At 36.5% G+C, this 19438-nt stretch carries 19 protein-coding genes; 14 read left to right on the forward strand and 5 right to left on the reverse strand.

The window, feature by feature from the left end:
- Window positions 1–379 precede the first annotated feature (379 nt).
- Window positions 380–997 (forward strand): cyclase family protein, encoded by a 618-nt coding sequence (locus MHH33_RS03100; RefSeq protein ID WP_342542909.1) that lies wholly within the window; start codon window positions 380–382, stop codon window positions 995–997.
- A 249-nt stretch (window positions 998–1246) separates the two neighbouring features.
- Window positions 1247–1759: a DUF1456 family protein gene (locus MHH33_RS03105; protein WP_016429457.1), complete on the forward strand. Its 513-nt coding sequence runs from the start codon at window positions 1247–1249 to the stop codon at window positions 1757–1759.
- A gap of 287 nt (window positions 1760–2046) precedes the next feature.
- Here MHH33_RS03105 and MHH33_RS03110 read toward each other — a convergent pair whose 3' ends face one another.
- Together MHH33_RS03110 and MHH33_RS03115 are read right to left on the reverse strand one after the other, a co-directional pair.
- Window positions 2047–2277 carry an aldehyde dehydrogenase family protein gene (locus tag MHH33_RS03110; RefSeq protein WP_342542910.1) on the reverse strand — a complete coding sequence of 77 codons (231 nt, stop codon included), beginning with the start codon at window positions 2275–2277 and terminating at the stop codon, window positions 2047–2049.
- A gap of 143 nt (window positions 2278–2420) precedes the next feature.
- Window positions 2421–2714 (reverse strand): hypothetical protein, encoded by a 294-nt coding sequence (locus MHH33_RS03115; protein ID WP_016429455.1) that lies wholly within the window; start codon window positions 2712–2714, stop codon window positions 2421–2423.
- Between the two features lie 225 nt (window positions 2715–2939).
- Between MHH33_RS03115 and MHH33_RS03120 the strand changes: the two genes are divergently transcribed.
- From MHH33_RS03120 to MHH33_RS03150, 7 genes are all read left to right on the forward strand, one after another.
- Window positions 2940–3674 carry an EcsC family protein gene (locus MHH33_RS03120; RefSeq protein ID WP_342542911.1) on the forward strand — a complete coding sequence of 245 codons (735 nt, stop codon included), beginning with the start codon at window positions 2940–2942 and terminating at the stop codon, window positions 3672–3674.
- A complete protein-coding gene (locus MHH33_RS03125) occupies window positions 3671–4468 on the forward strand; it encodes a DUF4097 family beta strand repeat-containing protein (protein ID WP_342542912.1) in 798 nt (265 codons plus the stop codon). Before MHH33_RS03120 ends, MHH33_RS03125 begins: the two co-directional genes overlap by 4 nt.
- Window positions 4469–4651: 183 nt before the next feature.
- Window positions 4652–5509: an iron uptake system protein EfeO gene (efeO, locus tag MHH33_RS03130; RefSeq protein ID WP_342542913.1), complete on the forward strand. Its 858-nt coding sequence runs from the start codon at window positions 4652–4654 to the stop codon at window positions 5507–5509.
- 5 nt (window positions 5510–5514) lie between these two features.
- Window positions 5515–6789, forward strand: a complete 1275-nt coding sequence (gene efeB, locus MHH33_RS03135; RefSeq protein ID WP_342542914.1) for an iron uptake transporter deferrochelatase/peroxidase subunit — start codon at window positions 5515–5517, stop codon at window positions 6787–6789.
- A complete protein-coding gene (locus MHH33_RS03140; RefSeq protein WP_342542915.1) occupies window positions 6764–8518 on the forward strand; it encodes an FTR1 family protein in 1755 nt (584 codons plus the stop codon). The genes efeB and MHH33_RS03140 overlap by 26 nt, the downstream gene beginning before the upstream one ends.
- Window positions 8519–8624: 106 nt before the next feature.
- Window positions 8625–8891: a DUF1292 domain-containing protein gene (locus MHH33_RS03145; protein ID WP_016429449.1), complete on the forward strand. Its 267-nt coding sequence runs from the start codon at window positions 8625–8627 to the stop codon at window positions 8889–8891.
- A gap of 218 nt (window positions 8892–9109) precedes the next feature.
- A complete protein-coding gene (locus tag MHH33_RS03150; RefSeq protein ID WP_342542916.1) occupies window positions 9110–10465 on the forward strand; it encodes an arsenic transporter in 1356 nt (451 codons plus the stop codon).
- 218 nt (window positions 10466–10683) lie between these two features.
- Here the strand turns inward: MHH33_RS03150 and MHH33_RS03155 are convergent, their stop codons facing one another.
- Together MHH33_RS03155 and MHH33_RS03160 are read right to left on the reverse strand one after the other, a co-directional pair.
- Window positions 10684–12171 carry a hypothetical protein gene (locus MHH33_RS03155; protein ID WP_342542917.1) on the reverse strand — a complete coding sequence of 496 codons (1488 nt, stop codon included), beginning with the start codon at window positions 12169–12171 and terminating at the stop codon, window positions 10684–10686.
- A 56-nt stretch (window positions 12172–12227) separates the two neighbouring features.
- Complete coding sequence (locus MHH33_RS03160) at window positions 12228–14234, reverse strand: HAD-IA family hydrolase (RefSeq protein WP_342542918.1); 2007 nt, start codon at window positions 14232–14234, stop codon at window positions 12228–12230.
- Between the two features lie 408 nt (window positions 14235–14642).
- Here MHH33_RS03160 and MHH33_RS03165 point away from each other — a divergent pair, with 408 nt between their 5' ends.
- Both MHH33_RS03165 and MHH33_RS03170 read left to right on the forward strand, forming a co-directional pair.
- On the forward strand, window positions 14643–15137 hold the full coding sequence (locus MHH33_RS03165) for an AarF/UbiB family protein (RefSeq protein WP_342543721.1): 495 nt from the start codon (window positions 14643–14645) through the stop codon (window positions 15135–15137).
- A gap of 197 nt (window positions 15138–15334) precedes the next feature.
- A complete protein-coding gene (locus tag MHH33_RS03170) occupies window positions 15335–16093 on the forward strand; it encodes an exodeoxyribonuclease III (protein WP_016429444.1) in 759 nt (252 codons plus the stop codon).
- Between the two features lie 65 nt (window positions 16094–16158).
- Here MHH33_RS03170 and MHH33_RS03175 read toward each other — a convergent pair whose 3' ends face one another.
- On the reverse strand, window positions 16159–16524 hold the full coding sequence (locus tag MHH33_RS03175) for a hypothetical protein (RefSeq protein WP_342542919.1): 366 nt from the start codon (window positions 16522–16524) through the stop codon (window positions 16159–16161).
- 185 nt (window positions 16525–16709) lie between these two features.
- Between MHH33_RS03175 and MHH33_RS03180 the strand changes: the two genes are divergently transcribed.
- From MHH33_RS03180 to nadE, 3 genes are all read left to right on the forward strand, one after another.
- Window positions 16710–16913: a hypothetical protein gene (locus MHH33_RS03180; protein WP_342542920.1), complete on the forward strand. Its 204-nt coding sequence runs from the start codon at window positions 16710–16712 to the stop codon at window positions 16911–16913.
- Between the two features lie 113 nt (window positions 16914–17026).
- Entirely contained in the window at window positions 17027–18496 is a 1470-nt protein-coding gene (locus tag MHH33_RS03185) for a nicotinate phosphoribosyltransferase (protein ID WP_342543722.1), read from the forward strand.
- Window positions 18497–18508: 12 nt separating this feature from the next.
- On the forward strand, window positions 18509–19336 hold the full coding sequence (gene nadE / locus MHH33_RS03190; RefSeq protein WP_342542921.1) for an ammonia-dependent NAD(+) synthetase: 828 nt from the start codon (window positions 18509–18511) through the stop codon (window positions 19334–19336).
- The last annotated feature ends 102 nt before the right edge of the window (window positions 19337–19438 follow it).

Raw genomic sequence — 19438 nt, forward strand, 5'->3', positions numbered from 1 at the left:
TTACCTCCAACTTTTACAATCAGTATTTTGTTTAAACCATTACTGATAATCAGTTCTCAGTATACTAACTTCATCCGAATTATGTAAGTACGCACATTAAAAACAAATAGTGTATAAAAGTATACTTTAGTTTGCTCATAAAGGGAGGAATTAAGATACATAAGCGAAATTGAGTGAACAAAGAAACCTTCGAATTAACATCGTCCTCACTGCGTGGTCTTCCCAGTTCAGTTACGAATAACAACATCATTTAATAGATCCTATAGTTAAGCCATGTTTATAGAGAACAAAGCAGTTTCACTAGACAATTTCACAAATGACATGCGAGGATAGCTTTATAACTAGAAAATATATTGGATAGTGGAAGGGTTGATTAAATATGAAAATGCATGATGTAACAGGTGCAATTTATGAAGGAATGACCGTGTACAAGAACAAACCGGAAAAACAACCAAAATTAAATACAATAACTAATGGATATGTGACTGAAACACGGCTTGATTTCGACGTACATACAGGAACACATATCGATGCCCCACTACACATGGTCACTAATGGTGATACGTTTGAAACGATTCCATTAGACAATCTTGTAGGACAGTGTAAAGTATTCGATTTAACTGAAGTGGAAAATGGAGTTTCAAAAGCGGACTTAGAAGGGTTTGACATTCAAAAGGGCGATTTTGTTTTATTAAAAACGAAAAATTCATTTGAGGAAACATTTAATTTTGATTTTATTTTCCTCGCACAAGATGGTGCAGAATATCTTTCTGAGGTAGGTATTCGAGGGATTGGAATTGATGCACTTGGAATCGAAAGAAGCCAAGAAGGGCATCCAACGCATAAAACGTTATTTGCAAATAACATCATTATAATAGAAGGACTTCGCTTAAAGGAAATTGAGCAAGGGCAATATTTTATGGTGGCAGCACCATTAAAATTAATGGGTACAGACGCTTCACCTGCAAGAGTGTTGCTATTTGAAGGGCTAAGCTAAACTTCTCTGTTTTTAACCATTTTGAAATTTATTATTAAGTCTAGATTCGATGTATGAATGTAGTAAAGATTATAAAAGGCTTTTCACCAGTTTACTGAACTAGTGGATGGCCTTTTCTTCCGTGGTGAAACTATATAAGGGAGTGAAGCATAGGGATATTTGAATTAAAGTTAATTTTTTGTGCTATCATAAGGGTGAAATAGAATGCGTGTAGCCGTATAAACAGGCAATGTGACAGGAGGTTTATTGATGGATAATAATGATATTTTAATCAGACTAAGATATGCTCTGGACATAAAAAATAAAGATATGGTTGAGATATTTAAACTAGGTGGCATGGAATTTACAAAAGAAGAAGTGTTGCTGATTCTCACAAAATCTAAAGACGATTATTATGATGAAATTGATTATGATGATGACGAGAATGAAGAAAATATTAAATGTGATAATGTGATGATGGAGTCATTTTTAAATGGATTTGTTACGTTTAAAAGAGGAAAACAAGAGCCGAAACCAGGGCAACCTGAAAGACCTGCAATAACCAATGAAAGAGTGAATAACCTTCTTCTGAAGAAGTTGAAAATCGCACTTGAATTAACAAGTGAGGATATGCTCGACATATTAGAAAGCGCAGGCGTCACTGTAACAAAAGGCGAGTTAGGCGCTTTATTGAGAAAAGAAGGACACAAGAATTATAAAGAGTGCGGGGATAAATACGCCCGTAATTTCTTAAAAGGACTAGCTATTAAATATAGAGTGTAGGAATGGTAATAACCGAAAACGTTTATTTAGTGGATTCGAGGAAAAATCCACCTGAATATCGATCGTCTTTTTTGTTCTGCTCGGTTTCGACTTTATAAAATAGAATGATGTCTCAATAAATTAAATCAAATTGAAAAAATGGCTCTTGGACAATCCAAGGCCATTTTTTTGTATTTTTTATTCAGGAATATAAGGAAGCTCACCTGATTTAGGAACAGTCAGTACGTGTTCTTCTACATAAGCCTTGAAGGAGCCAGAACCGAACTCCCGGCCCATACCTGACTGTTTCACGCCGGCGGATATCGAAGCCGGGCAACACGAATCGCATGCTCTTCTTCGCCCCAAACGGATGACGTTTGGACATAGCTGCTGTCATTCGCTTCGGCAATGACTTGCTCCTCGGAATCATACGGCAAGACCGGCACGACTGGACCGTACTGCTTCTCTACAACGACTGGATCCTTATAACCTGCTTCTAGAACGAGCATCGGCTGCATAAGTGTTTTATATCCTTTCAATAATCATAGAATCAACACAACTTACAGAAAACAGCAGCTGAAAATGCAATTTCAGCTGTTCTTGAACTACGATATAACGTTATTTATTTCTCATATTCGGATATTCTTCAGACACCGGAAAAACATCAAGCTGCTTTCATTGATTAACCAGGGTATGAAGAAAGGAATTTTTCGTGACTGATGGAAAAGATACTTTGATAATTTTTAATCGCATTAATTCTGTCTACTATACTTGGATCTTCATCTAAATACATTTTCATTTGATGGATTTCTTCTTTATTTTTTTGATAATGATCGTTAATTTTATATTTCGCATTCTCAAATAACGTAATTATTTCTTCATTATTTTTATTAACAGGAATGAACACGTAGTATGTGTATTCTTCTCTAATTCCTAAATATTCGCCCGAAGAATCCTTAAAATATTTATATATCATTTTAAATCTCCTATTTTTTTGACATACATATAGTATGTGTTTTTGGGGTGTATTTATTCATTGGAGGGGAGGGGGGTTCTAAAACTGTTGTTTGATGTTTTTCAGCCGCTACTAAGCCTCAAGACGTAGAAGTAAACACTCCCTAGGTTCATTTTGAACACTTGATGAAAAGGCTAAACTTAATGGAATGATATAAATGATTGTGAGTAGAGAAGGGATGAACAATTGGTGGATTATACGATAAAGGTTGAACAAGAACTGATAATTTGGAAGCGGAAAATGACAAGACAATCCGGTCTCATAAGCCGAGTATCCAAGAATGCACAGACGAGAATCAATGGCCTTCTTCCAGAAAAATTTCATAAAGTGATGACTGAAAGCATAAAAAACATGGTGAAAGCAACGCTCGCAGGATCGAACATTACGACGAAAAAACGGTTATCAACGGAATTAAGTCTTTATGAGCGAGACGAACTATTTAAGCAAAAGCTTTCCACATTTAGAAAAACGGCGACGATTGAAGGAGCGGGAACAGGTGCTGGGGGAATACTTCTGGGAATTGCCGACTTTCCACTGCTGTTATCCATTAAAATGAAGTTTTTGTTTGAAGCTGCATCTGTGTATGGATTTGATACAACTAAACCAGAGGAACGTCTCTTTATCCTGCATATTTTTCTGTTGGCCTTTTCAAGCGAAGAAAAACGAAAAAAAACATTGAGTATTATTGAAAACTGGGAGGAACAGAAATCTTTAGTCGCAGACTTGGACTGGCGAGAATTTCAACAGGAATACCGTGATTACATCGATTTAGTGAAAATGTTTCAAATGCTGCCTGGTATAGGAGCGGTTGTTGGTGCATTTGCAAATTACAATCTGCTCGATCAACTCGGAGAATGCGCAATGAATTCATACAGATTACGTTTAATGCAAGATAAAGAAAAGGGAGCGGACACACGATGATTTTCAAAAATAAACTCGTCATTTCATTAATCCTATTGATTGTGATGGCAGGTGGCATGACGTTCATGTTCAATACAATGAGAGTGATTGCCGGGAGCGACAATAAGACAGTTCAAGAAGATTCATCATTTACAAACATTGAAGTTACAACAAACAATGCGGAAGTGATTATTGTACCGACCAAAAGCTCAGAAGCCACTGTTGAATATACAGGTGCTAATAAAAAGAAGAAATACATTTTTAATGTAGATGTAAAAGGGGATACACTTACCGTTCAACTAAAACAGAAACGTCGATTTTTATCTTTGTTCAATTTTCATACAGGTGACTTGAAACTCACTGTCAATGTGCCGGAAAAACAATATAAAGACCTCCAAGTAAAGAGTGACAATGGACGTATCATGGTAGAAAATTTACAGGTCGAGAAGGTATTGCTTGAGACAGACAATGGCCAGATACAAGTTAAGGAAGTTGAAGCCAAAACAGTTAACGTTGAAAGCGATAATGGCAAAATTATTTTGGACCATGTCCAAGGGGAAATTAATGGCTCTACGGATAACGGGAAAATCTCCTTGATTACAAATAAGATAGAATGGCCGATTGATTTAGAAACAGACAACGGTAGCATTGAGGTTAAAACTGAATCTGAACCGAAAAATACAAGGATTGACGCTAAAACGGATAATGGATTAGTGAACATCTTTGGTGATAAAGACAACTATGTGACGTACGGCAATGGGAAATCTTTGATTAAGTTGAGAACAGATAATGGTCCAATAACTGTAACGAAATAAGAAGGGGTATAGTACGCCCAAGATTGCAGAGAACACGAAGATCCTCAGGGATTTTCGTGTTTTATATGTCAAATATGTATTATGCAACGTTTCCTTCAAGATATCCCATAAACTTCCCTTGACTTCTCATTGATAATGATTATCATTGTTAAAGTAGATAAACAAAAAGAAAGAAGGATTATCATGAAAAAAATTGTGACGTTTTTATCATTCGTGCTACTTAGCACTTCTTTAGTAGGCTGCACAGAAAAAGAAGAAGCTACGAAGCCAGAAGCGGCTTCAGAAACTGCTTCAGAAACTGTAGACTTACAAAATGAAGTTGATACATATAAAGAATTTGCGATTGAGCAAATGGATCAATTTGTCATAGAGACAGAAAAATTTGTTGAGGCAGTAAAAGCAGGAGACATTGAAGAAGCAAAAGCACTTTACCCGCTTGCCCGTATGTACTTTGAGCGCTCGGAACCAATTGCTGAAAGCTTCGGAGATTTAGATCCTCGTATCGATGCTCGCCTGGCAGACCTTGAAGAAGAAGGTAAAGGCAAAGAAGATTGGACTGGTTACCATAAAATCGAATACGGCCTTTGGGTAGAAAACACAACAGAAGGTTACGCAGAAACAGCTGATCAATTATTAGCAGACGCAAAAGAATTGCGTGCACGTGTTGAGACAGTAGAAGTAACACCAGACTTGATGATGACCGGGGCAGTGGATCTTTTAAATGAAGTATCGACTTCTAAAATTACAGGGGAAGAAGAAATTTTCTCTCACACCGATTTATATGATTTCAAAGCAAACATTGAAGGTGCGGAAGAAATTTTCCACATCCTAGAGTCAAAAATCGAAGCAAAAGATGAAAAATTAGCGACGAACTTGCAAGCAAAATTTGATGCAGTAAATGAACTATTGGCAAATTACGAAACAGGCGACAATGGGTTTGTTTCATATGAAGAGTTGACTTCAGAGGATACAAAATTGTTATCAGACGCTGTTAACCAACTAGGCGAACCGCTTAGTCAAATGGGCATAATAATGGAGTGAGTAAAATGACCTCAAACGATGAAAAGTGGTTGGAGAAGAAAATTTCAAGACGTGATATGTTGAAAATTGCAGGGGCAAGTGCAGCTGGAGCGGCTGTCTTTGCTTCTGGAATGGGGAACGTGGCGAAAGCACTCGGCTTTGAAATATTTGAAGACGACTCGACCGCGACAAATAAGATTTCATTTTACGGGAAGCATCAGTCGGGTATTACGACAGATGCACCATCCCACGTTTACTTTGCTTCGTTGAATGTGCTTGTTCAATCACAAAGCGAATTGCAGGAATTGTTTAAGATGTGGACTCCATTAGCAGTACGTTTAATGAACGGGGAGCAGCTCGAGGAGCTTTCTAAAGGTGGATTTACGCCACCTAAAGATACCGGAGAGTCAAAAGGATTGGATGCTTCTAATCTGACATTAACGTTCGGAGTAGGGCCATCATTATTCAATAACCAGAAGCTAGGTCTAGGTTTGAAACGTCCGGCTGAACTGAAAGAATTGCCACATTTCCCTAAAGATCAAATCGATGAAAAATACGCAGGTGGAGACATATGTATTCAGGCTTGTGCCGATGACCCACAAGTGGCTTTCCATGCAGTTCGTAATTTAGTGCGTGCAGCGTCAGGAAGAGTCTCGTTGCAATGGACGCAAACTGGATTCACTTCAACGCCTAAGCGAAAAAACAAAAAAGAAACGCCTCGAAATTTATTTGCATTTAAAGACGGCACGGTTAACCCAAGCCCGAAAAGTGCTTCTGACATGAAGGAAGTCGTTTGGGTTCAGCCGAATGAATCGAAAAGCTGGATGACAAATGGAACCTATTTAGTCGTGCGGAAAATCCAAATGCATTTAGAGACATGGGATCGAACTTCTCTTCAAGGACAAGAGGCAACTTTTGGCAGACATCGCGATAGTGGTGCACCACTCGGGAGCAAGAAGGAATTTGATGAAGTGGATTTAAATGCAAAGGATGAAAAAGGAAATCCTCACATTCCCGCTAATTCACATATGGCGCTTGCTCGTAAAGTGAAGGATCGAATTATGAGAAGAGGTTTCTCCTACTCAAGTGGCTTGATTGATGAAACAGGAGCGTATGACGCGGGCTTGTTATTCATTTCATTCCAAAAAAATCCTAAACAGTTTATTAACATTCAAAGCGCATTGGGACGTGATGATATGCTAAACGAATATATTACCCATCGAGGTAGCGGTGTCTTTGCTTGCTTCCCAGGTATACAAAAAGGGAGCTATATCGGTGAGCAACTTTTTAACATTCTTTAAGATACTTAGTCTAGTAACTATGTTGCTCGTTGTTCCTTCTCAAAACAACGTCTCTGCTGCACAGTCTTTTGGCCATTTATATATCGCTATTACTGATGCCATTATGAGCACAAAAAATGACGATGACGCAAAAGCTACTGAAGCGATTGAGACTTTTCAAACGGATTGGAAGCAACTGAACATTACAGAAGGGGAAGAATCCGCGGATGTAAATGAAGCGCTAGAAAAAGCTTCGAGTGCAACAACCAGCGAGAAACGATTGTCCGCATTGACGGATTTATCAAAAGCCCTGACAGCTTATGAGAAATCTGAAAATCCAGTAGATGAAAAAGCCAATCGTGAGGCCTTTCTGAAGGCAGTAGAGCCTTCTCTTAACGATTTGAAAACAGCAATCGATTCTAGCGATAAAGATGAAATCCAAGAGGCTTATTCCATCTTCCTGAAAAAATGGACGAAAAACGAGCGGGTTGTTCGCGAACAGAATATCGCAGCATACGGACAAATTGAAACACAAATGTCATTCATGCGAATTTCTTTAGCTGGTGACGAGCTCGATGTCACTAAGTTAAAGGAACAAGTTGAATCGTTGAATCAAACGATTCAGGACTTTGTTGCAGGAAAAGTGAAGAATGCGGAAGTCTCGGGAAACTATTCGCTGACGACGCTGACAGGTTTGTTGGATGAGAGTAAAGCATCTATTGAAGAAGGAAACTACAATCAGGCAGCCGAATCGTTGAAAAAATTCATCACAATTTGGCCAGGTGTTGAAGGAGAAATCCGTACGAAAAATGCCAGGTTGTATAGCGAAATTGAATCTGGTATACCTCTTCTTGTGAGTGATTTATTGCGTGACGATGTGGAAGCATCTGCAATTACGGGTAAATTAGATTCCTTTAAGCAGCAAATAGATTTCATTCAACAAGACACGACGTATAGTTTTTGGGACTCAGCCCTAATTTTGCTTCGTGAAGGATTGGAAGCATTATTGATTATTTCGGCACTCATAGCTTTCTTGAAAAAAGCAGGTCAACAAGATATGCAGCGTTATATTTATGTTGGAGCGGGCACTGGAATCAGTGTGAGTGTTATCGCAGCTATATTGATGTCCACGTTGTTTCAGTCGGGAACAATTGGAACAAGCCGTGAAGTAATGGAAGGCTATGTCGGGATAGCGGCTGCAGTTATGATGCTGGGAGTTGGCATTTGGCTGCATAGCAAATCTACCGTCACATCATGGAACCGTTACATTTCAAAACAAATGACACACGCATTGTCGATGCAAAGTGTATGGTCGATGACATTTTTAAGTTTCCTGACGGTATTCAGAGAAGGTGCTGAAACTGTTGTGTTTTATATGGGAATTGCCCCGAAAATGTCGACGTTTGATTTCATATTGGGGATTGTCCTTGCGATTTTGATTTTAGTTGCGACAGCATTCTTTTTTGCGAGAGCCAGCAAAAAGATTCCTCTGCATTTGTTCTTTGGTGTAGCTACTGTATTCATTTACCTATTGGCCTTTAAAATTATCGGTGCAAGTTTACACACGTTGCAATTGACGAATGTCTTACCGACACATATTATTTCTAATTTACCAGTTATAAATTTCATCGGCTTCTATCCATCAGTTGAAACGTTGACTGGTCAGGTAATTTTGCTGATTCTAATCGCAGGCACGATTATATATAAGAAAATGGCATCAACTGTAAGCAATACAAGTTTACAGAGTTAGCCAGAAAACACGAAATCCTATCAAGGGTTTCGTGTGTTTTTTTGGCGAAAATGGGTATACAATTAGAATGAGAAAATATTCAACTTAATTAGGAGGAGAATGAACAATGGAAAAAATTGAAGTTGGCGATATTTTCACCTTAATGGATGAAAACGATCAAGAGCAAGAAATTGAAGTATTAGGAACTTTAACTTTAGATGATGTGGAATATGCTGCAGTTGCTTTTGCCGATGAAATCGATGAAGATTCTGAAGGGGATATTGATGTTTTCTTTTTAAGAGTGGAAGATGATGAGCAATTGTCCCTGATTGAAAGTGATGAAGAATTTGATCGTGTGTCCGCTGCGTTCAAAGATTATGAAGAAGAAGAGTAAAAAGAAAATCGGTTAGACTTGTGATAGAAATAATATAATTTGTGAATTACAAAAGACCTTCCGTATGTTCAAAAACTTACAGAAGGTCTTTTTCTAATTTCTTAGTTAAATCATGAAATTAATGCCCTAATATCCTGTTCCTTCTTAATAGAATTGAATATATATATGAAAACGGACATTCAAGTAAAATACTTTTGAAGAAAGGTTAATGTTAATGTATGAGTTTGGAAATTGTAATGACGGTTTTTGTGTTTCTAATGACCATGTTAGTCATATTCTGGAGACCTAATGGAATGAATGAAGCTTGGCCTGCATCGGTTGGGGCCGCAATTATATTACTACTCGGCATCGTATCACGTGAAGATATCTTGGATATTATTAGTAAAATCGGTGGAGCCTCAATTACCATAATGGCAACGATTGTCATGGCAGTCATATTGGAAAGTTTCGGTTTTTTCCACTGGTCAGCTGCAAGACTTGTCAGTTTATCAAAAGGATCAGGTCCTCGTTTATATTGGAATATTCAATTGTTATGCTTTTTAATGACCCTCTTATTTAATAATGATGGAAGCATCTTAATAACAACCCCTATTTTAATTCTCCTGCTAAAAAATCTTAGGCTTAAACCTCATCAACAAATACCATATCTATTAAGTGGAGCTCTCATTGCAACTGCATCCAGTGCTCCCATTGGTGTAAGTAATATTGTGAACTTGATCGCCTTAAAGATCGTTCATATGAGCCTTTATATGCACACAGCCATGATGTTTGTCCCGGCGACGTTGGGATTATTGTTTATGTCATGTTTGATGTATTTGGTTGTTAGAAATAAATTGCCAAAAAAATTACCTCACTCTGCAAATGAAATAGAGGAAAGTTTTTTTACTAAACAATTTCATCCATTAAAAACAGGTGTTAATGTAGAAACAAAGCGACAACGTACTAAATTTATGCTGAAAATATTACTTTTTGTTTTTGTCATACGTTGTCTGTTATTTGTAGCATCTTATGTTTCTGTTCCGATTGAACTAGTTGCAGTACTCGGCTCGCTTGTATTGCTGATTTGGAGATGGTATCACTTACGAACAAATCCTATTGATATCTTGAAAAAAACCCCCTGGCATATTCTCATCTTCGCTTTTTCTATGTATGTAATTATTTATGGTTTGCACAATATAGGTTTAACTGAGTTGCTCGTTCAAATTTGCGAACCTATTGTAAACCAAGGACTATTTCAAGCGAGCTTTATTATGGGAGGATTAGTTTCTATTCTTTCTAACGTTTTTAATAATCATCCTGCATTAATGATTGGTACCATAACACTAACTGAAATGGGACTTGAACCCATTACTCTTAAGACTATTTATCTCGCAAACATTATTGGAAGTGATATGGGATCATTGTTATTACCTATAGGAACACTTGCCTCTCTTATATGGATGAATATTCTCAGAGCAAATAAGTTAAATGTAACATGGAAGGACTATTTAAGTTTATCTTTGATGGTTGTGCCACCAACAACGATTGTCACTTTATTATTATTATTCTACTGGGTACAATTGGTATTTGCATAAAATACGATGTAGCCCCTAATAAAGTGACCCAGGAACAATTCCGAGGTCACTTATTAGCTGTCTAGGTAGCAGGACCTTTCATAAAACTGTTCAGTTTATGGATGTATTCTTTTTTATTTCTTGAATTTGCAATTCAGAATTGGATCAATAAAGTAATTTAGAAAATTAACCAAGGGTAATAGGGGGATTTTAGATGTGGAAGAATTGAATGGAACATTTTATTTGGGTCGAGTATTCAACTTTTCTCTCAGTTCTGATTCCAGTTTAATATAGTGCTCCAATCTCTTTTCTGTTGCTTCTAATATCCCTTCTAATATCTTTATTCTTAACTGATCTTCTGATAAAGCTTTTACTTTAATTAATTCGTTTGAATTTCTCAGCGATTTTTCAAATTCCTGTTGATTAATCATAGTCCTTGTATCCTTCCTTTTTGAATAAACAAAAAATATTTCTGAGTATTGTTCAATTTCATTAATTGTACTGTTGTGATTAATTTCAACTGGTACCATACTCTCAAATACTTCTTTGTCAGGAAAATCATAGAACAGATACTCCTTATTGGAATTAATGAAGATGATAATAGACTCGTGATCAATTGATTTAATAAAATTACTTATTTCTCTAGATTCCTGAAAAGTATTACGGTTAAAATCATCAATTATAACAATACTTTTATGAGGAATTTGACTCGAATTATTAACACTAATAACACTGCTGCACAATTGATTTCCAGAACAATTCAATAAATTTTCCAGAAGCAGTTTATCTGTATTCATTTCATAAATTTCATAATCTGCCGCTAACTCATTGATTAACTTCACAACACAATAATAACGATGTGTAATATTAAAATACCTTTCAAAATCAATGGAAAAATTTATACAATTTTCGAAATGACCCATTATGTTATTTATGCGAGGGGGAGTTATAGTCATTACTGTTTTCGGTTTTTCATTAAAAATAAAAGGAATTAACTCAGATGGAAACTCCTTTTTTATTACAGTTGCCTGCTGAAATATCCCATTATAGAACATAAGATCATCAGGATGGGGGTATATCACTAACCTGGTTTCCGGTTCCGGTACGAAGTAATCAACCATTAGTTGATATATTTTTTTTTGTTCTTCGTAAGTTATAAAATTAGAGAGAAGTTCTGTTAATAAGATTGTTGAATCTTTATTAATTTGAATCTTTTGATTGATACCAAAAAATACAAGAACTTTATCAAGAAAACTACGACCCATTCTACCCATACTTTCAATCAAATCAAAATGTTCTAGGTTAGGTTCATCGAATTCTATGATTCTTTTGTTGAAGTTTCCTATTTTCTTGGTGATTATCTGATTCTTTCTATCGTATCCGCTGCCATCTTCCAAGGAAGTGAAATTAATTTCTTTTTCAATCAAATAAATTCCAAAAATACTATCCGGGCTCTCTACAATTATTTCAGTAAATTCGTGGGGATTAATCTTATTTTCCACGAGATATTTTTCAATTACATAATTATTTTTTTCGGTATCTAATTCGTGGGTATTTAAAAAAAAGATTTTATCAAAAAAGAGACCTTCCATTTCCTTAAACTGTGGGAATTTTTCTTTAATTGAATCTGATAATAGAATGTAACAAACCTGTTCTTTATGAAAAAGTTCTTTATATATGATGCAGTGTAACAATTGATGAATTGTAACTACATGGTACAAAATCATGATGTTCACTCCGAATCTAAATTGTAAAAAAACATATTTCAGCTTAATTAGTAGACTTATAGATTAGCCTGATCCATTATGTCATTTAATGTCTCGAAAGATTGATTTTCAGTATCCGCAATTACTCCTCTGGAAAAACTCAAGTCACCAAAATTTTCCCTTATAAATCGAAGGTCTCTTATGATCATTCTGAATGGTAAATACGCATCGTACCCAGATATGTTAAAGAGATACTCATAATTCGAAAACGTCTTCTTATATAACTTTACAAAATCATAAATACCTTGATGAATTTGTTCAATAATCTTATAGTTTTCAACTTCTGGGACATCAAATAGTAATTTATATCCGTCTTCAGTTCTCTTAAAGCCGGAGAATGAAGGATAGCAAGCCTGCGTAAATAACTCGAAAAATACATTATTATGTTTAGTACTTGTGTGTGTATCGTATAAATTTCTGTTAAGCATTCTAGAAAAAATGTAAACTCCTATTTCTTTCTTCATGATCTGGCTTAGATTACCTGTGTGGTTCGAGTGTCTACAAGCGGCTACTAAACTGTGAACTTCACAATTTAACTTCCATTTTTGTTCAATCAAATATTTAATCCCTGCCCCCCCAGATCCAACCCAGCCAACATCAACTACCGCAACTTTTTTATTTCCTTGAATTATATTCATAAAATACTCTTTTACAATTGCATGATCTTCAGTTAGTTTTTTCACAACAGTTTCCCAATTTTTTACTAAAAAAGATTGAATTAATTTTACATTTCCTTTATGAATGATATCGTCTTCTTTTAGGTCATGCTGAGTCAACAAACTAAATAATTCTTCTAACTCCAAAGACTCAAACAGACCTTTGATTGTAATTCCTAATGCACTTTTTGCTTTGTGTTGAACCATTCGTTTCAAGAAATCATATCGGTTTTTTTCTATTGTATATTTCGCATTAGCAATTCGAGACCAGTAAACATATTCAGTATCCATATCAGTGAAAAGAAAATTAAATACTTTCCTATAAATGTCTCCGTCTCTTGAAAGAAACAATATTTTATCTATATTATTTTGTTTTGCATAATCATAAATCCATTTGCAGTAGCCCAATATATACAAACCACCATAAATGAAACCATATTCATAATGAGGAGTATATTGCTTAATACCATTATGCAAATGAGTATTAACAATTCCACTGTATGTGGAAGCAATTAGTTCGGACATATCGTCTGGGCGGTATTGATTTCCAGTCTCATGAACGTTATTGTAATATCTTGCCTCTATGCCTAGTTCTTGAGCGCTTTTTATATCTGATTCATAATTCGTCCCGACGTGTACCATACTCAAATCCTTGCCTAATTTTGTTAAAGCTATATTGAATAATTGTTTATCGCGTTTACTGCAATGGTTCTCACAGGAAACAAAAACGTCAAAAAAACCACTAAAACCTGAGTTCTCCAATAATTGTTCAATCATTGACTTTGTTAAATACATATCAGAAATAGCAATTATTTTTTTATTTTGGGACTTAAGTATTTCAAAAACATCTTTCATATAGGGATTAGCAAAGCAAAACTCTAATTCTGTTTGTAACTCTATCTGCACGCCATATTGTTTATCAATTCCTGTTCTTAACTCAACTTGTTCGTAAATATCATATATTGTTACTTCGCTAATTCCTTTTTTTCCTTTTGCTTGATTACGCGCTTCCTTTTCCGCTTCCCTTCGTATAGCCATAAAATTCACACAGCTATGTTTTTCCCCTAATATCATGAAAAGATGATGAGGTTGGGCAAACGGTCTTAATAACAAAGTGTCAAATACATCAAACGAAATAACCTCGTATTCTAACATATTTCTTGCAAAATCAAGTGCTTTTGGTCGGCTTATTATTTTCGACTCCGAGCCATCTAAATATGGCAACTTTAGTTTCTCTTTTGGATTAAATGGTAATGCATCTATAAATATTCCTCCTTTTACACATTGGAATTTCTTGAGCAGGAATAACCCAACGGTTGCCCGTGGCACATTTAAGCAAATAACAGTCGTATAAATACCGTCTTCCATTTATGACACTATTATCTTATTCTGTTTGTTCAATTGAAGTGAAGGTGAGCCGGGAGGTTTAGACAAAAAAGCATCTTCAGTAGTATATGCATTGATAAAATTTTTGAGGAAACATGCCGTGATTTTTTATGACCTGGTAATCCAAAGGGACTGTCTTATAAAAATGAAAAGGACTTGAAGTATTATTGAAAGACTAAAAATGAGGAAGAACGGAAACGTCATTGAGGTCAATGGTTCGGTCCTGCTAAGCTCCAGCCAAAAGACAATTGCCGTGACGTAAGAATCTATCGCAATAATTTAGAAAAAAGGAATGAAAATGTGGACGACTTTCACAAAATCACTATAAAAAAAACAAATAAAGGCTTGAAAATTAAAAACCCGACCAATTACGAATTGATCGGTAAAGGAATGCAGGGAGCTGTTTTCAAACTTTCTGATGACCGATGCTTAAAGATATATGCAAAAAAACGACACTGTCTGAGAGAGAGCAAAACACTGTATGCAGGGAAGGTCTCCTCAATTGTTCCCAAGGTTTTCGAAGTCGGCTCGAATTATATTGTTATGGAATACATCAAGGGTCAACCTTTGGAGGATTATCTGAATTCGCACCTCAGCATCTCGGAACCAATCGCCAAACAACTGGTTTATATATTCAAGGAAATGAAAAGGATCGGTTTTACCAGAATCGATGCCAGTATACGCCATTTATTCGTAACCGATGTTGGAGAAATCAAAGTGGTAGACCATGTGAATTCATTGAAAATACAACAAGAGTGGCCAATTCGTTTCTTTTGTGCCCTCAAAAAATTAAAGCTGCTGGACACGTTCCTGTATCAGTTAAAGGAAATGGATCCGGAATTATATGGGGAGTGGAAAAAATTGATGGATGAAAGCAAGGAGTAATAACGTAACCCTATTTACTATAGAAATAATAAGTAACCATAGAAAGGTGATGCAGGAGTTCGATAACATTTCCGCATCACCTTTTTATTGTGGTTTTCGGAAGGTTTTTTCTTTATAAGTCTGTCTTTTTGGTGATAGCTAAAGTGTTTGATATAGTTATTCATAGATTTAGTGCCATCAAAAAGGAGTAATAAAGGATGAAAATAGTTTCGTGGAACGTAAATGGCATTCGAGCTTGTGTGAAAAAAGGATTTCTCGAGTATTTTCAACAAGTAAATGCTGATATATTTTGTCTGCAGGAGACAAAGTTGCAGGCTGGTCAAATAGAATTGCATCTAGAAGGATACGAACAATACTGGAATTATGCAGTGAAAAAAGGCTACTCTGGTACCGCCGTATTTACTAAGAAAAAGCCGCTATCCGTCAGATACGGAGTAGGGGACCTGAGTGAAGAAGCGGAGGGGAGAATTCTCACCTTGGAATATGAACAGTTTTATTTAGTGAACGTCTATACGCCGAATGCCAAGCGGGATTTAACAAGACTTCCCTATCGCTTGGAGTGGGAAGATGAAATGCGTACCTACTTACAGCAACTCGACCAAATCAAACCCGTGATTATGTGTGGGGATTTAAATGTGGCACACGAAGATATTGATCTCAAAAATCCCAAAACAAATAGAGGGAATTCTGGCTTTACAGTGGAAGAACGTGGCAAGATGACCGCACTGCTTCAAGAAGGGTTCACCGATACATTCCGCTACTTTTATCCTGATACAGAAGGGGCCTATACGTGGTGGTCATACATGAGTAAAGTGAGAGAACGTAATATTGGATGGCGCATTGATTACTTCATAGCATCCAATAGACTTGAAAACAGACTCCAAGATTCGTATATTCATCCTCAAATACTTGGTAGCGATCATTGCCCAATCATATTGGAAGTAGCAGACATGTAAAAAGCCTTTCATGAGTTCATTGAACTTGTGATAGGCTTTAATATTTGTTATGCAGGAATATGTTATCAGGTACGTTTGAACAAGCTATTGTTTGTTTGTAAGATCGAACCGATGTAGCCTGCAAGATAGGCAATAAGCATAACAAAGATGACGGTTAAATCAATTGAAAAATGTCGGCTGTAAAATTCACTTAATATGATGAAGAGAGCTCCACAAATACCACCGATGTGTGGAGATGAATTAATATAATAGCGCATCGCCACTAACCCGCCACTAAGCGCGATAACGAAAAAATTGATTTTCACGAGTAATTCGTATGACATGGCGTGCAATAGCTTAATTTCTATGAATAGTAAAAATTGCAGAATGAAAAATTGAGCAACTAAAGAAAGCAAGATAACAGGCAGCCAATCAAATTTTTTACCTTTCAAAATGAACAACCTCCTTGTATCAAATTGTATGCATACCAGGCATCAAAAAGAATAAGTGAGGGTTCATTGTCTTAATATGATGGAAATAATGAAAATGACGATAGAAAATTTCCAGTATTGGCCGTATTTCGAGTATAATGAAGAGAAGCAAAGACCAATTATATCTCTCCGAAGGAGGAAATTACATGACAGAAAACAACGAAAACAACCAGCAAGAAGCACCGAAGAAAAAAATGAGTCTAAAAGAAGCGATGCAAAAGCAGTTGGAAGCGAAGAAAAACCAATCGAATGAAAACAATGCCAAAGGAAATTCAACGCAATCAGCGAAAAAAATGCAAAGTCAACAAACCAAAAAAGTGAGCAATACACGTAGAAAAATGGGTACATAATTTATCAACGCAAACCAATTTCACAATTGGTTTGCGTTTTTGTTAGAGAAGATAAGATTTCGGGTAAATGGTGTATACTAAGGACTATTATGATCGTGGAAGAAGGTTTAATGATGACTTCAAGATATGCTGATGATGGACTTGCATTACATACAGACTTATATCAAATCAATATGGCGGAGGCCTACTGGGCTGACGGAATACATAACAGAAAAGCGGTTTTTGAGTTGTTTTTCCGCAAGCTTCCATTTGGCAATGGTTATGCCATTTTTGCGGGACTAGAGCGAGTACTGGATTTTCTCCGGGAGTTTCATTTCTCCGATAGTGATTTAGCGTATTTGCAGGATGAGCTGGGGTACAAGGAAGATTTTATCAGTTATTTACGCGAGGTCCGTTTTACAGGTAACGTTTATTCAATGGTGGAAGGTGAACTTGTTTTTGCCAATGAGCCAATCATTCGTATAGAGGCTCCACTCGTGGAAGCGCAATTGATTGAAACTGCACTCCTGAACATCGTCAATTACCAAACGCTGATTGCGACGAAAGCCAGTCGAATTAAACAAATTGTAAAAACTGATACCGTGATGGAATTTGGTACACGTCGGGCACAGGAAATGGATGCGGCAATTTGGGGCGCACGTGCTGCCGTCATCGGTGGACTAGAAGCGACGAGTAATGTGCGGGCTGGTAAAAAGTTCGGCATTCCAGTTGCAGGAACCCATGCACATTCTCTAGTACAAGCATACAAAAGCGAATATGAGGCTTTTCATGCTTATGCAAAACGCCATAATGATTGTGTGTTCCTCGTAGATACATACAATACATTGAAAATTGGTGTACCAACGGCTATTCAAGTGGCGAAAGAGCTTGGGGATAAAATCAATTTCATTGGCATTCGTCTGGATAGCGGTGACATTGCTTTCCTTTCTAAAGAGGCGCGCAAAATGCTCGACGAAGCCGGATTTACAGAAGCGAAAATTGTTGTATCAAACGATTTAGATGAATATACAATCTTAAACTTAAAAGCACAGGGCGCAAAAGTAGATATGTGGGGAATTGGCACAAAGTTAATTACAGCTTATGACCAACCAGCCCTTGGAGCAGTATACAAAATTGTATCAATCGAGAGTGATAATGATGTGATGGAAGATACAATTAAAATTTCTTCTACAACTGAAAAGGTCACGACACCTGGTCGGAAAAAATTGTATCGAATTATTGATCGTGAAAATGGAAAAGCAGAAGGCGATTACATCACAATGTTTGATGAAGATCCAACCCATGAAAAGCGCTTGAAAATGTTTCACCCAGTTCATACATTTGTATCTAAATTCGTGACTAACTTTGAAGCTAAAGATCTTCATACAAAAGTTATTGAAAATGGACAAATCATCTATTCAAATCCAACTTTGTTTGAAATGCGTGATTATGCATCGACGAACTTGGAACTGCTTTGGGATGAGTATAAACGTTCATTAAATCCAGAAGAATATCCAGTGGATTTAAGTCAAAAATGTTGGGATAACAAGATGCGGAATATCCAGGAAGTTCAAGAAATGGTCGACCGCATGCATTATGCTTGAGGAGGTGCTATCATGACAAACTTACAGCAGACAATTATAGAAGAATTGAAAGTTAAACCATCGATTGACCCCCAGGAAGAAATTCGGACGTCGATTGATTTTATGAAAAGCTATTTAACAAAGCATCCATTCCTTAAAGGAATGGTGCTTGGGATTTCAGGCGGACAGGATTCTACACTTACAGGTAAACTGGCACAAATGGCCGTGAATGAATTAAATGAAGAAGCGGGAACTGAAGCCTACTCATTCATTGCAGTACGGCTGCCATATGGCGTCCAGTTTGATGAAGACGATTGTCAAGATGCACTGGATTTCATTCAACCATCAAAAATTTATACGGTAAATATTAAGGAAGCGGTCGATGCCAGCAAACGTACACTTGATGCATCTGGAATCACTCTTTCCGATTTTGCCAAAGGCAATGAAAAAGCACGTGAGAGAATGAAAGTTCAATATTCAATAGCAGCGATGCACAGTGCGGTCGTTCTCGGAACGGATCATGGTGCTGAAGCCATCACAGGATTTTATACAAAATTTGGGGATGGTGGCGCAGATTTAGTCCCGTTATTCAGATTAAATAAACGTCAAGGCAAGCAAATGTTAAAAGCTTTGGGCAGTCCTGAACATTTGTATACGAAGATTCCAACTGCTGATTTGGAGGAAGATCGACCGGCATTACCGGATGAGATTGCACTTGGTATAACTTATGATCAAATTGATGATTATTTAGAAGGCCGAGAAATTCTTTCTGAACCACGAGAAAAATTGGAAAATTATTATTTACGCTCTCAACATAAAAGACATTTACCAATAACCGTCTTTGACGACTTTTGGAAATAAGCCAAAGCACACATGGAAATCATCCGTGTGTGCTTTTCTTATATAATAATAAGTTGTAAAAAAGGGTAATTTTAGTTAAACTTACGTTATAATATGTTAATT

Source organism: Paenisporosarcina sp. FSL H8-0542 (genome assembly GCF_038632915.1).
Lineage (GTDB): Bacteria > Bacillota > Bacilli > Bacillales_A > Planococcaceae > Paenisporosarcina.

What these genes read in the sequence shown, in the direction of transcription:
- efeB (WP_342542914.1), top strand. Translation starts at nt 5,515, where the DNA reads ATGACCTCAAACGATGAAAAGTGGTTGGAGAAGAAAATTTCAAGACGT.
- MHH33_RS03150 (WP_342542916.1), top strand. Translation starts at nt 9,110, where the DNA reads ATGAGTTTGGAAATTGTAATGACGGTTTTTGTGTTTCTAATGACCATG.
- MHH33_RS03155 (WP_342542917.1), bottom strand. Translation starts at nt 12,171, where the DNA reads ATGATTTTGTACCATGTAGTTACAATTCATCAATTGTTACACTGCATC.
- MHH33_RS03125 (WP_342542912.1), top strand. Translation starts at nt 3,671, where the DNA reads ATGATTTTCAAAAATAAACTCGTCATTTCATTAATCCTATTGATTGTG.
- MHH33_RS03185 (WP_342543722.1), top strand. Translation starts at nt 17,027, where the DNA reads ATGACTTCAAGATATGCTGATGATGGACTTGCATTACATACAGACTTA.
- MHH33_RS03100 (WP_342542909.1), top strand. Translation starts at nt 380, where the DNA reads ATGAAAATGCATGATGTAACAGGTGCAATTTATGAAGGAATGACCGTG.
- nadE (WP_342542921.1), top strand. Translation starts at nt 18,509, where the DNA reads ATGACAAACTTACAGCAGACAATTATAGAAGAATTGAAAGTTAAACCA.
- MHH33_RS03165 (WP_342543721.1), top strand. Translation starts at nt 14,643, where the DNA reads ATGCAGGGAGCTGTTTTCAAACTTTCTGATGACCGATGCTTAAAGATA.
- efeO (WP_342542913.1), top strand. Translation starts at nt 4,652, where the DNA reads ATGAAAAAAATTGTGACGTTTTTATCATTCGTGCTACTTAGCACTTCT.
- MHH33_RS03180 (WP_342542920.1), top strand. Translation starts at nt 16,710, where the DNA reads ATGACAGAAAACAACGAAAACAACCAGCAAGAAGCACCGAAGAAAAAA.
- MHH33_RS03160 (WP_342542918.1), bottom strand. Translation starts at nt 14,234, where the DNA reads ATGGAAGACGGTATTTATACGACTGTTATTTGCTTAAATGTGCCACGG.
- MHH33_RS03145 (WP_016429449.1), top strand. Translation starts at nt 8,625, where the DNA reads ATGGAAAAAATTGAAGTTGGCGATATTTTCACCTTAATGGATGAAAAC.
- MHH33_RS03170 (WP_016429444.1), top strand. Translation starts at nt 15,335, where the DNA reads ATGAAAATAGTTTCGTGGAACGTAAATGGCATTCGAGCTTGTGTGAAA.
- MHH33_RS03115 (WP_016429455.1), bottom strand. Translation starts at nt 2,714, where the DNA reads ATGATATATAAATATTTTAAGGATTCTTCGGGCGAATATTTAGGAATT.
- MHH33_RS03105 (WP_016429457.1), top strand. Translation starts at nt 1,247, where the DNA reads ATGGATAATAATGATATTTTAATCAGACTAAGATATGCTCTGGACATA.